This is a genomic window from Streptomyces sp. NPDC005302, assembly GCF_040607345.1.
Taxonomy (GTDB): domain Bacteria; phylum Actinomycetota; class Actinomycetes; order Streptomycetales; family Streptomycetaceae; genus Streptomyces.
In genome coordinates this window covers 95,864-108,817 of the sequence record NZ_JBEXGN010000013.1, presented here as the reverse complement: position 1 = coordinate 108,817, position 12,954 = coordinate 95,864, and the positions used below count along the sequence as shown (strand labels likewise).

The window sequence follows — 12,954 nt, the reverse complement described above, 5'->3', positions numbered from 1 at the left end:
CGGCAGCCGAGGAGACCCCCCGTGGCACACCCCTACACCCGACTGCCGGCCCGCTCGTTCTGGCGGACCGCCGTCGCAGAACCCGCCCCGCAGGACATCGCCGACCTGTGGAGCCCCAAGTTCCCGATCAGGCAGGACGATCCGGTGGTCACCGCCGGCTCCTGCTTCGCCCGGCACATCGGGCCGGCCCTGCTTGCCGAGGGCATGCACTGGTACGACGCCGAACTCCCGCCTCCGGGCCTGACCCCGGCCGACCACGACCAACGAGGCTACCGCCGGTTCTCCTTCCGCACCGGCAACATCTACACCGCCGCAGCCCTGCGCCAATGGATCGCCTGGGCACTGGACGAGGAGAAGCCTCCCGAAGACTGGTGGACATCAGAGAAGGGACTGATCGACCCCTACCGCCCGGCACTTCAGCCGGACGGCTTCACCTCCCAGGAGGAAGCCCTCGCGGCCCGCTCGGTGACCCTCGCAGCGATCCGAGCCGCGCTGACGAAGGCCCGCGTCCTCGTCTTCACCCTCGGACTCACCGAGGCATGGTGGGACACCCGGCACAACACCGTCCTGCCGATGTGCCCCGGAACCGTCGGCGGCACCTTCGACCCCGCTCGGCACGTCCTGCGCAACCACACGGTGGCGGAGGTCTCCGACGACCTGAGCGCCACGCTGGACATGGCGCGCAGCGTCAACTCGGGCCTTCAGACGCTCCTCACAGTGTCGCCGGTCCCGCTCACCGCGACCGCGACGGGACGGCACGCCCTGGTCGCCACCACCCACTCCAAGTCCGTCCTGCGGGCTGCCGCCGGCCAACTCGCCGACGCCTACGACCACGTCGACTACTTCCCCTCGTACGAGATCATCACGGGCTTCCCCTACCGGGCGATGTTCTACGGACCCAACCTGCGCACGGTCACCCCCGACGGGGTCGACTTCGTGATGCGCCACTTCTTCGCGGGAACCTCCGGACGTCCGTCCGACGAGAGGCAGTTCCGCGACGGTCCGGCCGCGGCGCCTGCCCCGGTCAACCACGGCGGAGAGGAGCAATGGTGTGACGACGCGGTACTCGACTACTACGGACCGGGCGCGGTTCCTCCTGCTCGGTGACTCCCATGCCGGAGCCGTCGGCCGGGCGGCGCGCGAGGCCGGCTTGCCCTTCGCCGGCGGTCCGATCGGCTCCGGACGGGATCTCCTTGGACCGTTCTTCGACCCGAGCGGCGAGGACGACATCACCTTCCGCGACGCCGAGTCCGAACACCTGTACCGAGGTTTCCTCGACCAGCTCGACACCCGGGGACTCGGACGGCTCACCGTGCCGCTGGTGTGCACCTTCGGCCTGAGCGTCCACACCGTCGCCACGGCGGCCAACTGGTCCGTGCACCGCGACGTCCGAGACGCCTACACACCCGGGTTCCTCAGGAGCGAGCACTTCGGCGACCTCGTACGCGCCACAGCCGGCGGCGCGTTGGCGTTCTACGACCGTGCCGTCGCCCTCGGCCTGCGTACGCTCGCCCTGCTGCCCCCGCAACGCGTCCCCGGCATGGCGGACCCCCAGGTCTTCTTCGCGGCACAGGACGTCCTCCACGAGGAACTACGCGCCCGCGGAATCGAGACCGTCGATCTCCGTGCCCACGTCACCGCCGCCGACGGCCTGCAACGCGCCCCGTTCTGCGAACCCGACGACACCATCCACGGCAGCCTCGCCTTCGGCCGCCTGATCGTCGCGGCGCTGCTCGACCGGGGCCTGTGACCGCGCCTCCCACCCCTCTCACCCCCTACCACCAGTGAGGACACCATGGACCCGTACGCACTCGAAGCCGTCGAGCGCATCACCACTCGCGCCGCCGAGCCCTACGAGACGATCACCGTAGACACGATCACGCCTCTCATCGGCGCGGAGGTGTCCGGTGTCGACCTGAGTGAGGAACTCACCCCGCAGCAGGAGAAGGAGATTCGTGCCGCGTTCCTCGACCATCACGTCCTTGTCTTCCGCGACCAGGACCTCACCACGGAACAGCACAAACGCTTCGCCGCCCTTTTCGGCGAACTCCATCCGGTCGAGCTCCCGGAGGAGGGCAGCGACCCCCACGTGCTGGAGATCAGCGCCACGAAGGAGTCCCGCGCGGTCGCCGGCAATGGATGGCACGCGGACGGTACCGCCGACGCCGAGCCGTCCCTCGGATCCATGCTGCACATCACAACGGTCCCGGAGGGCGGCAGTGGCGGCGACACCCTGTTCGCGAACATGCACCTCGCCTACGAGCTGCTGTCCCCGGCCATGCGCACCTTCCTCGACGGACTGACCGCCGTGCACGACGGCGCGCTGCCCTGGATGGGACAGCCCATACCGCCCGAGTACGACGTGCCGCGCACCGAGCACCCCGTCGTCGTCCGTCACGCCGACACCGGCCGTAAGTTGCTCTTCGTCAACGGCCCCTACACGTCGCACGTCACCCAGTTGTCGCGGCCCGAGAGCACGGCCCTCCTGGACATGCTCTACGCACACATCGCGCGCACCCCGCTGCTGCAGTGCCGCGTCCGCTGGCAGCCGCGCACCCTCGTGTTCTGGGACAACCGCTGCGTGCAGCACCACGCGGTCTGGGACTACTTCCCGCACAGCCGCCACGGCCGCCGCGTCGCCATCAACGGCACTCGCCCCCAGGCCTGACGTCACCCGAGGACCGATCGGCCGTGCACGCCTCCCCGGACCGAGGGACACCGTCCATGAACACGACGCCCGCCACCGAACCATCCGGGACGACAGCGGCGGCCCCGGCCGCCACCGGCTCCGGGGAGGCGCCCGCTCCCGCGACCCCACCGCACTGGACCGAACAACTGACCTCGACCCTGCGGGAGGGACTCACGACGGATGAGACCCTCGTCCCCACCGCGGACGCCCTCCGGGGCGGAGGCATGCGAGTACTCCACCACTGGCACGCCCGAACGACCCTGCCTCTGCTGGCCGCCACCGATCCGACTGACGGCGAGGAGTCCACACGGCCTCTCACACCGGTCAAACCACTGATCGACCTCCACCTGCGCGCCGCCGACGGCACCCTGGCCCCGACAGCCGCCTGGGCCACCGCCCTCCACCCGGTACTCCTGACCACCTACCGCAGGGCCTATCCGCACGTGACCGCCTACGCCGAGGCGCACGTCAATGCCCGGGACTACGCCCTGGCCAACGGCCGGACCTGCACGGAGGCAGACGAGTACGGCCACAAGTACGCCCGCCTCAGCACGACCACGAACGCCGAGGCGTTCGCGACCACCCACGCCGACGCCCTCACCTGGGCCCTGGCCCACGCCTACGCCTACGCCACAGCCGACCCCGATGCCTACACCGCGACGTTCCCCTCTTCCCAGACCCGAGCCACAGCCCACGCCGCGTCCACCCCTGAAGATGTCCCGGATCCGTCGGTCTTCCTCCACCTCGCCACGGGCCTGGCAATGGCCTTGAAGGAACAGGGGAATTGAGGAGCGCCGTCGCGACGCCGGTGTGCCCGGCTGGCTTGCCGCGTTCTCTTGCGCTCGCGGGTTCAGTGAGACCGGGCACGGATTGGGTCGGACGGGTGAACCGCGCGCGGCGCGTCGTTGGGATGTGCTCGGCGCGTGCGGGATTTTGGAGGCTGTGCGTTGCTGATCTCTTCCGAGGGCAGTTGGCCTGGGGACAGCAACCAGCCGAGGGAAGGAACCTGTTCCGTGTCTGCCGAACTCTCCGACGACCTGAAGAAGCTCATCGACGACAACCCTGTCTTCGCCAACGTGGCCACGATCCAGCCAGACGGCAGTCCGCAGCTGACGATCACCTGGCTCGGCCGGGACGGAGACGACCTGTTGGTCTCCACCACCGTGGGCCGCCGCAAGGAGAAGAACCTGCGCGGCGACCCTCGGATCACCGTCATGATCAACCCGCCGAACGCGCCCTACACCTACGCCGAGATCCGCGGCACGGCCACCCTGAGCACTGAGGGCGGTCAGGAACTCATCGATGAACTGTCGCGGAAGTACACCGGAAAGGACTACGCGGACTTCAACCCCGGCTCGAAGGACGACGCCGAGCGCGTCGTCGTCCGCGTGACCCCGCGCAAGGTGGTCGGCTCGATCTGAGCCCGCCGACGGCTTCCCTGATTGCGGATCGGACACAGCTCGGGCCGGTCTCGGTGGGGCCTCGCTTGTGGCCATGACCTCGTCGACGCGAGGTACGGACGGACGTGCACCGTCTCCCTGGCGGCCGTACCTACGGTGGTCGGCCGTCAGGGACGCGCCGGTGTCGGCACTCGTTCGTCGACCCGTGCGGCCGCGCGGTGGGGGAGCAGCAGCGGGGTCGCCAGGAGGAGCACGCCGGCCAGGGCGAGGGCGGTGCGTGGGCCGAGCAGGGCGGCGAGTACTCCCCAGAGGGCTGTGAGGACCGCGGTCGTCGCCTTGGTCGTCACGGTCCAGGCTGTCAGGGTCCGGGTCACTCGGTCGGGCGCCGTGCGCTGGAGACGACAGGTGGCGTAGACGGGGTTGAAGATCCCGCAGCAGAGGATCAGCCCCAGTTCGACGCCCATCACCAGCAGCAGTCCGGCCGTTCCGGGCCCGATGAAGGCCAGGCCGATGGGCCAGACCGCACGCAGCGTTCCGGCCACGCGCAGGATCCGGTGCGGCCCGAACCGGGCGGCGAGCGGCCGGGCCAGGCGTGAGCCGAGCAGGCCGCCGACCGCGGGGGCGGCGAAGGCGAGACCGTACTGCCAGGGCTCGTAGCCGAGCCGGCCGAGCATGAGGACGGCGAGCAGCGGTTCCGTGGCCATCACCAAGCCGTTGAACAGGGCGGTGTTGAAGAACAGCGGGCGCAGGGTCGCGTCGGCGAGGATGTAACGCCACCCGTCGAGCAGGTCGCGGCCCCGCATGCGCTGCGCCTCCCGCCGTGCGGGCTGGGGCTCGCGACCGCCCGTCGCGCGGATCCCCAGGGCTGAGAGCAGGTAGGTGACCGCGTCGGCCATCACGGTGGCCACCGGGCCGAGGAGTCCGATGGCGGCCCCGCCCAACGGCGGTCCGATGATCGTGGTCGTCCAGGCCGTGGACTCGAATCGCGCGTTGGCGACGAGCAGGTCCTCCGAAGGCAGCAGTGACTTCAGATAGGCGCCCGAGGCGGCGCGGAAGCTGATGTCGCCCGCCGCGACCACCACCGACACCAGCAACAGCTGAACGAAACTGAGCACGCCGAACGCGAAGGCCGCCGGGATCGTCAGCAGCGCCGCGAACCGCAGCAGATCCATGGTGATCAGTACGGGCCGCTTGCGGCGGAACTCCACCCACGGCCCGAGCGGCACCGCCACGGCCGCGCCCACCGCCGCTCCCACGGAGGACAGCGCGGCCACCCGGGCAGGGCCGGCGTGCAGCACCTGGATGGCGATCAAAGGGAACGCGCCGAAGGCGAGCCACGTGCCGAGTGCGCTGGTTCCGTACGCTGCCCAGAGCCAGCCGAACTGCCGCCCCGGCCCATGCCCGAGCAGACGTCCGAACGGCCTTCGGGGCTGCCGCCCACTCTTCATGCCCCGAGCCCCTCGCTTCCCACCCGTACAACCATTGCGCGATCGCAAGCATCAAAGCGGGCGGCTTCCCCGGGATCAAACAACCGCAGGGCCGCTCAGGCACAACCAATGGTTGTGAAAGTAGGGTGGTGGCATGGACCTCGACACCGTTCGGACCTTCGTCGCCGCCGCGGACGCGGGGCAGTTCCAGGAGGCCGCCGCGGAGCTGTCGATCACGCAGCAGGCCGTCTCGAAGCGCATCGCGGTACTGGAGCGGAACCTCGGGGTACGGCTGTTCACCCGCACCCCGCGCGGTGCCGAGCTCACCATCGACGGCCAGGCGTTCCTGCCCCACGCGCGCGAACTCCTGCGCGTCGCCGAACGCGCGCTCGCGTCGGTCCACACTGGTCGCCGTGCGCTGCGCGTCGACGTGATCGCCTCGCGTGGAGCGGCGGCGGGGCTGCTGCGCGGCTTCCATCGCGCGCATCCCGAGATCGACCTCGACGTCGTGATGCTGTTCGACATCGAGACCGCGGTCGCCGCCATCCGCTCCGGCACCATCGACGCGTCCTTTCGCGCCGTCGCCGTGCCGGACCGGCCCCTCCCCCCGGACATCGAATCCGTCCGGGTCCTGGACGAGCCGCTCCAGCTCATGACCGGACCCGCTCACGCGCTGGCGGGCGCCCGGTCCGTCACCGTCGCACAGCTCGTCGGACACCGGATCTGGATGCCGGGCATCGTCCCTGGTACCGAGTGGGCCGTCTTCTACGACGACCTTGTCGCCGAGTTCGGTCTCACCATCGAGGCGACCGGCCCCAACTTCGGCTCGGACGCGCTTCTGGACACCATCGCCGACACTCCGGCCCTGGCCACTTTCATGGGCGAGCACACCCGCCATGTCTGGCCCGCGGGGTACGGGCTGCGCATGATCCCGGTGACCGACCCGATGCCGGTCTACCCGCACTCGCTGCTGTGGCACCGCGACAACCCTCACCCCGCGTTGGCCACCCTTCGCGCCCACCTCGACGCCTCGGACGCCGGGCACGGCGCCGCCGGCACATGGGTGCCGCACTGGGTACTGGAGAGCTGAACGGACCACCACCCCGGCCGGTACCGGCCACCTGTCGCGAGGGGGAATCGGAGTCGACGACGGCCGAGCGCGGGTGTGGGGCGTAAGGTCCGACGCCGGCGCTCTTCCACGACCCCACCGTCTCGCACATGATGAGGGACGCGGCCATCGCCCGTGTGCTCGGCCGGCCGACGGGAGCCGACGGGAGCCGACGAGGGCATCGCTCTGGGCTCCGCCGCCCTCGGTCTCGGTATCAACCGGACCTGAACGGAACGAAGGTCCTCGAACCCGTGGAGACCGCACCGCCGGGGCACTGGCGCAGCAGCGCCGCCGCGCCGGGCCTCGCCGGTGCCGCCTGAGCGGTACGGCCGGCACGGGTCCCATGGCTCGTCGTGAAGCGCTGCGGGGCGGCTGCCGTTCCGGAGTTGGCCGAAACAGGCCCCTGTGGGCCCACGAAAAAACAACCAGGCGACCGGTATATTTTTGTGAGTCCGGTGATGAAGACGTCGGTGTTGTGTGACCGCTGGGGGGCGACGGGGATGACGTGTGTCCGCACGGATGTGGTGATCGTGGGTGGCGGCCCGGTGGGCCTGCTGCTCGCGGCCGAACTTGCCGGCTACGGGGTGCGGACGGTGGTGCTGGAGGAGCGGGCCCAGGTGTCCGAGCGCCCAAGGGCAACCACCCTGCACGCTCGTACGGCCCAGGTACTGGCTCGCCGGGGGTATCTGCCCGCTCCCGCGCTTCCGTTGAGCGAGGGGTCCCTTTCCACTCCGTTCCATTTCGCGGGGATGTGGGGTCTTGAGCTGACCGTGCCGGCCGGTGAACCGGAGCCGCTGTTGAAGCGGCCGCAGGCCTCTCTCGAACGGTACTTCGGGGAGCGGGCTCGGGCCGCAGGCGCTCAGGTGCTGCGCCGGCATCGCATGGTCGGCCTTGAACGCGGCGAGCAATCGATCGTGGTGACGGCCGAACACCCCGCAGGGCGAGACGAGTTCGAGGCCGCCTACGTCGTGGGGGCCGACGGCGCCCGTAGTGCTGTGCGCACTCTCGGCGGGATCTCCTCCGATGCGACCGCGCCCACCGTGGCGGCGATGGTGGGGGTCGTGCGGTGCACGGGGGAGGAGGTCCCCGAGTCGGGATGGCATCGCACGCCGCGTGGCTGGGCGGTCGCCAAGGAGACGACGGAGGGCCGGTGGCACCTGCGGGTGGTCGACTGCCTTCGCCCCCCTGCGGATCACCGGCTTCCCTTGGGGCTGGAGGAGTTCCGGCGCGAGACGTCCAGGGTCATGGGCCGGGACATCGAGATGGACGAGCCCCGCTCGCTGAGCCGCTTCAGTGACTTCTCCCGGCTGGCCCGCTCCTACCGGTCGGGCCGGATCCTGCTGGTCGGGGACGCCGCCCACGTTCATTTCCCCATCGGCGCGCAGGGGTTGAGCACAGGCCTGCTCGACGCCCTGAACCTCGGGTGGAAGCTTGCCTTCACCGTACGAGGGGTGGCCGCCGCAGGGCTGTTGGACTCCTACGACGAGGAGCGCAGGCCGGCTGCCGCGCGTCTGCTGGAGCAGGTGCGGAGGCAGGTGGACCTGATGAGACCGGGCAACACCCCTGTCTCACTGGCGGAGTTGGCCGCATCCACGGGAGCGGCGGCGGACGTCGGTGCCGAAGTGGAACGACTGGCCCTGATGATCAGCGGGCAGGACGCGGTGCTGCCGACGCGATCGGGGCCGCCGTCCCCCTGGGAGGGACGGTTCCTCCACAACCTCGAACTGGCGACGGACGAGGGGTCCGTCGATGCGATCAGGCTTTTGACGAACGGCCGTATGACCTTGTTGCGCTTCGGGTCCACGGCATCGGACTGGGCTCCGCCGCCGTGGCTGCGCGGTGCGCTGCGGGTGGTCCGGGCGACGCCGGTTGCGGGCCTCCCGTCTGTCGCCGTGCTTCTGCGCCCGGACGGCTACGTCGCCTGGTCGGCGGAGACGGTCGGCGAAGTGGAGCACATCGACGAGGCCGTCTCGGCATGGCTGACTCCGACGTGCGGAGCCACGACCATGGAATCGACCGTTCCGGTCTTGGCTGCGGCCGTCCCGGCCGCGGTCTAGTACTCCAGCCGTGGATCGTGGTCTCTATGGCTGTGCGGCCCGTCGCCGGTAGTGGCTGGCCTTGGACCGGCCCGCTATCCCGCTCATCAGGGCCTCGAACGGCTCCTGCCGGCGGCCAGGGGTCTACGATGTGACCTACCGGCCACCGTACGATCTTCAGTCTTCACACACTGATCATCAACGGTGGCCGCACCCGTCTCCACAGCGCGTCAGGATCGCGGGGTCTGCCTGCCGTCCTATGTCTGGAGGACTTGTGCGACGTGGCGAAGTCTGGTGGGCCGAGTTCGACGAGCGGAGGTTGGTCGTACTGCTGTCGGCAGACGACGCCTCCGGGATCCGGGTGATGCAGGTCGTCGCTCCGGCGGGCGTCGACATCAGCGGTCTGGGCACCGAAGTGATGGTGGGCGTCGGGGAAGGAATGCCCTTCGAAGGCGTGCTGCGGTTCGCGTTCCCGCGTCCAGGCTTTACCCCCTGCACGTGGCTGACCACTGTGTCCCGGGACGATCTGATCGAGCGGGCAGGCATCTTGTCCTCCGTGAAGCTCAACGAGATTGACGATGCTCTCCGGCAGGCCGAACAGGCGCAGGAACCGACCCCGGCGACGACCATGAAGCTCAGCGAGATAAGGGACGCCCTCCGACCCGGCGGTCAACTCGGATACTGACCTTGAAGTCGTTTTGGCGTAGAGGCTGATGGTTGGTGGTCTTCGCGGTATGCCGGAGGTAGGAGGTATCCGCAGGGTGGGGGTCTGACCGCAGGCTGTAGAAGCCGCAGCCGGTCCAGGCTGCGCCCGCATTGCGTGATCTTGGACAGGAAAAGGCACCGCAACCGGATAGGGCACTGACGCAGTGGGTTGCCCCGCGACCTCATGCGGGAGCAATCCCCGGCAGGCCACGGCTCCTGGCTGGCAGGCTGTGGCCATGAGTCCTGAGTCCAACGGCCTGTCCGGCACTTCTTGGCTGGGTAGCCCGATCGACGCGCGTGCACTGTTCGGTCCGGAACTCAGGTCGCTGCTCGATACCCTGCGTGGTCTGACTCCCTCCGACTGGAGCCGGACGGCAACCGGGCACTGGACGGTGCACGCCGTTGCCGCCCACCTCCTGGGCGACTACTACGGCCGTCTCGGCCACGACTACCGGGACGGCTTCGCCGACGGCGAGACCGTCGAGGCATTCATCCACCGCACGAACCAGGAATGGGTCGACCTGCACTCGGACGACAGCCCTGCTTCACTCATCGACGCCCTGGCGGCGGCAGGCACTCTCCTCGCTCAGCGATTCGCCACGGCCAACCCATACGCGGCAGCCCTGGGCGTGTCGTGGGCAGGCGTCGACCCCGCGCCGGCCTGGCTGGACATAGCCAGGGAGTTCACCGAGCACTGGACTCACCGCCAGCAGATCCGCCACGCCATCGGCCGCAACACCGACCCGGAGCCGCGTGCCCTGACCGTGGTCCTCGATACCTTCATGCGGGCCCTGCCCCACACGCTCCGGCGCACGTCAGCACCAATCGGGGCGCAGGTCCAGATGATCGCCAAGGGCCCCGCCGGCGGCACTTGGACGGCAACTGCCACTGCGGACCGATGGTCGTTGGCAGAAGCGCCGAGCGGCCGACCAACCGCAGCCGTGTCGCTGGATACAGAGACCGTCTGGCGATTGTCTACGCGGAACCTCGATCCTGCGGATGCCCTGTCCCGCGCCCACATGCAAGGAGATCGTCGGCTCGCCGAAGCCGCATGCCAGATCGTGTCCATCATCTACTGACGACGCCGGCCTCATCGGCCACCACCGTGCACGCCGACAGCGCCAGCGTTGGGCACCGACATCACGCATTCAACTTCAGTGGACGGAAAGGGAACCAACGCTCGTGGCTGCCACAGCCCTGAGGGAAGCCGGTGTCTCCCGCCGCGTCCGGCAGGCGAAGGTCGTGTCCCCATGTCCCGGCCTTCGGCCGACCGTGCCGGCAGCTGCGCGCTCTTCGCATGGTCCTACCCGGCATCGTCCCCTCCGTGTCGGGACCGCCGCCATCAAGTAGCAGCCGATGCAGGTCCCCTGCCGAAAAGGCGCAAGAAATAGGGCGCGTTCGAATGGTTAGGTAATATGTTCGCTCCGCATTAAGAGCGTTGAATCGTCCTGGCCGAATGTCGTCGAGATGCTGCCGAAAATGCTGCGATGGCCCTCGCGTGACTATTAGTGTGACGCGTAAGCGGAGTGGGGACTCCGGGGGACCATGTGATCAGACCTGCGTGCTCTTCACCAGGGCACAGCCATGTCTGGAGCTCGGTGAACAACGGTTGTCGACAGTGCCGTTGACGCACCGGCGATTGCGGCGGGACGGGGGAATTCGTGCGGGCGGAGACCGGGAGAGGCAGCGCGGACGGGAATCTGCGTGCCGCGCTGCGCGTCGCGGACGTACTGGACGCGGCGCGTGTGGAGACCGGATCGGAGCCGCAGGCGCCTGAACAGGGATGTGTGGCAGACCTGTTGGCAGGATCGCCGCCGGATCCTCAGAACTGGCGGCGCGCCTGGCACGACCTCCAGGTCTCGGAGCGGGCTCGCGTCACGCGGTCGGGGCTCGGCTGGATTCTCACGTCCTTGGCATCCGGACGTTATCCGGCGCTGCGCGTTCTGGAGGTCGGCTGCGAACGACTTCGCCTCTCTCGCGTGTCCTGCAACGCGGATCGCCCAGGGCTGGATTTCCGGCGACTCGCCGAAACGGACTGGCTCAATGGCGTATCCGCCGCGGAGGGATTTCCTCCGGCGCGGCGCCTCCGACTGTTTCTTCTCGCGGGAGGAACATCCGTAACCGGCACAGGACTTCACACTGCGGACGAGGGAACAGCCTCTGCACCGGACGGGGCGAACTCCGGTCCGGGCGGTGAATCAGTTGACCTCGTCGCTTCACTGGGACGGCGCCTCCGCGCCGTCGCCCGCCAGGCTCCGGCCCTCCCCGGGCCGCTCGTGCTCGTCGTACGGGGTGCCGGCTGGCCGCTGGTCGAGCAGGCGGCCGAGTCGTTGCGCTCCGACGACGAGCCGGTACTCCGTCTGCGGCTGCCCGTGCACTGGCCCGAGACACCGGTCGACCTGTTCGCGGGGCTGCCCCTGCGACTCTCCGTCTGGCTGGCGGGCGCCCACGTCGACGGCGGGTCCGGCACGGTCGGGCTGGTGCGACGGGTGCTGTTCCCGGCGGGCAGCCGGCTGAGCGATCCGACGGACACCGGTAGCGGTCCCGTGGTCCGGGTGTCCGTGGCGGCTCCGCCCGGCGGCGCCGCCGTCGGACAGAGCGTCGCGGCGGTCGTCTCGGCCGGGCGGGACGAATCGCCGTCGCACTGGCGGCCCCTGCGGGCCGACCGCCTCGAACTGCCGCCGGGCGCACGGGCCGTACTGCGCTACCGGCTCGTCGGACCGGACCGGGTCGACCTGCGGTACGACGGTCGCCACGAGGCCGAGACGTCGCCGTGGGCCGCCCTCGCGTTCCACACTCCGCGCCGGCTATCCCGGCCCCGCCCGGTCGACCTGGTGCTCGCCGTCGAGATCGCGGGGCCCCAGGCCGACGGAGGTGTGGCCGTGGAGGAGCGGCTTCAGGAGGCCGTGGCCGTCGTCGCGGCCGTACGGGACGCCGTGGGGGACGAGGCCACACTCCGGGTCGGACTGATCGGGTACCGCGACCACGCTCCCCTCGACCGGCCCCACCACAGCGATCCCGTCGTGCACCGGGTGGCCCTGTCGAATCCGCAGGTCGCCGAACAGGTACTCGGAGGCTGGCAGCGCAGCGCGCTGCGGCACGACTTCGCCACGGGCCTCGAACACGTGCCGCACGAACTGTCCTCCTGGCGCGACGCCTGGCGCCCGGACAGCCACCGGGTCCTCCTGGTCGTCGGTTCCAGGCCACCGCATCCGCGGAGCCGGCCACCGCAGGTCCTCCGGCGCGGTGCGGCGGTACGCATCTGTCCGGACCGGGTCGAATGGGAGGCCGCGCTGCGGTCGGTGCGCCACTACGACGGCGTGGCCTGCGTCGCGGTCGTCGACGAGCCGACCTGGATGGACCGGCTCGCGGGCGAGCCGCATCTCGCGCAGTGGGCGGACCACGCCTGGGACCTGTTCGGCGCCGACGGCCGTTTCGCGGCGGGGCACGACCCCCGTTCCATCGCCTCCGCCGTAGCCGCGCCGGCCCTCGGCCTGCCCGAGGACGGCACACCGATCAGGCTGGTCGTGTCCGACGGAGCAGGGGGCGACTGGCTGCCCGCGGCCGCGGGCTGACGACTCCGCGACGT

Annotated in this window: 11 protein-coding genes; 10 read left to right on the top strand and 1 reads right to left on the bottom strand. The window is 70.0% G+C overall.

The annotated features are described in order from the left end of the window. Positions 1 to 21 precede the first annotated feature (21 nt). From ABZT74_RS20825 to ABZT74_RS20805, 5 genes are all read left to right on the top strand, one after another. A complete protein-coding gene (locus tag ABZT74_RS20825) occupies positions 22 to 1,107 on the top strand; it encodes a GSCFA domain-containing protein (RefSeq protein ID WP_356436896.1) in 1,086 nt (361 codons plus the stop codon). Between the two features lie 43 nt (positions 1,108 to 1,150). Continuing rightward, a complete protein-coding gene (locus ABZT74_RS20820) occupies positions 1,151 to 1,750 on the top strand; it encodes a hypothetical protein (protein ID WP_356436894.1) in 600 nt (199 codons plus the stop codon). A 45-nt stretch (positions 1,751 to 1,795) separates the two neighbouring features. Beyond that, positions 1,796 to 2,668: a TauD/TfdA family dioxygenase gene (locus ABZT74_RS20815; protein WP_356436892.1), complete on the top strand. Its 873-nt coding sequence runs from the start codon at positions 1,796 to 1,798 to the stop codon at positions 2,666 to 2,668. A gap of 56 nt (positions 2,669 to 2,724) precedes the next feature. Continuing rightward, positions 2,725 to 3,477, top strand: coding sequence for a hypothetical protein (locus ABZT74_RS20810; protein WP_356436888.1), 753 nt, complete (start codon positions 2,725 to 2,727; stop codon positions 3,475 to 3,477). Positions 3,478 to 3,702: 225 nt separating this feature from the next. Further along, the gene (locus tag ABZT74_RS20805) at positions 3,703 to 4,110 is read left to right on the top strand and encodes a PPOX class F420-dependent oxidoreductase (protein ID WP_356436885.1); all 408 of its coding nucleotides are present in this window, start codon (positions 3,703 to 3,705) and stop codon (positions 4,108 to 4,110) included. Between the two features lie 146 nt (positions 4,111 to 4,256). Here the strand turns inward: ABZT74_RS20805 and ABZT74_RS20800 are convergent, their stop codons facing one another. Then, the gene (locus ABZT74_RS20800) at positions 4,257 to 5,537 is read right to left on the bottom strand and encodes an MFS transporter (RefSeq protein WP_356436883.1); all 1,281 of its coding nucleotides are present in this window, start codon (positions 5,535 to 5,537) and stop codon (positions 4,257 to 4,259) included. Positions 5,538 to 5,670: 133 nt separating this feature from the next. On the opposite strand from ABZT74_RS20800, the gene ABZT74_RS20795 reads away from it, so the two are divergent. The 5 genes from ABZT74_RS20795 (at position 5,671) to ABZT74_RS20775 (ending at position 12,940) form a co-directional block, all read left to right on the top strand. Next, the gene (locus tag ABZT74_RS20795) at positions 5,671 to 6,606 is read left to right on the top strand and encodes a LysR family transcriptional regulator (RefSeq protein WP_356436881.1); all 936 of its coding nucleotides are present in this window, start codon (positions 5,671 to 5,673) and stop codon (positions 6,604 to 6,606) included. Positions 6,607 to 7,124: 518 nt separating this feature from the next. Then, entirely contained in the window at positions 7,125 to 8,681 is a 1,557-nt protein-coding gene (locus ABZT74_RS20790) for an FAD-dependent monooxygenase (RefSeq protein ID WP_356436879.1), read from the top strand. A 253-nt stretch (positions 8,682 to 8,934) separates the two neighbouring features. Continuing rightward, a complete protein-coding gene (locus ABZT74_RS20785) occupies positions 8,935 to 9,345 on the top strand; it encodes a type II toxin-antitoxin system PemK/MazF family toxin (RefSeq protein ID WP_356436876.1) in 411 nt (136 codons plus the stop codon). 256 nt (positions 9,346 to 9,601) lie between these two features. Next, entirely contained in the window at positions 9,602 to 10,444 is an 843-nt protein-coding gene (locus ABZT74_RS20780; RefSeq protein ID WP_356436874.1) for a maleylpyruvate isomerase family mycothiol-dependent enzyme, read from the top strand. 1,197 nt (positions 10,445 to 11,641) lie between these two features. Next, positions 11,642 to 12,940, top strand: coding sequence for a hypothetical protein (locus ABZT74_RS20775; RefSeq protein WP_356436871.1), 1,299 nt, complete (start codon positions 11,642 to 11,644; stop codon positions 12,938 to 12,940). The last annotated feature ends 14 nt before the right edge of the window (positions 12,941 to 12,954 follow it).

What these genes read in the sequence shown, in the direction of transcription:
- ABZT74_RS20810 (WP_356436888.1), top strand. Translation starts at nt 2,725, where the DNA reads ATGAACACGACGCCCGCCACCGAACCATCCGGGACGACAGCGGCGGCC.
- ABZT74_RS20790 (WP_356436879.1), top strand. Translation starts at nt 7,125, where the DNA reads ATGACGTGTGTCCGCACGGATGTGGTGATCGTGGGTGGCGGCCCGGTG.
- ABZT74_RS20800 (WP_356436883.1), bottom strand. Translation starts at nt 5,537, where the DNA reads ATGAAGAGTGGGCGGCAGCCCCGAAGGCCGTTCGGACGTCTGCTCGGG.
- ABZT74_RS20815 (WP_356436892.1), top strand. Translation starts at nt 1,796, where the DNA reads ATGGACCCGTACGCACTCGAAGCCGTCGAGCGCATCACCACTCGCGCC.
- ABZT74_RS20795 (WP_356436881.1), top strand. Translation starts at nt 5,671, where the DNA reads ATGGACCTCGACACCGTTCGGACCTTCGTCGCCGCCGCGGACGCGGGG.
- ABZT74_RS20780 (WP_356436874.1), top strand. Translation starts at nt 9,602, where the DNA reads ATGAGTCCTGAGTCCAACGGCCTGTCCGGCACTTCTTGGCTGGGTAGC.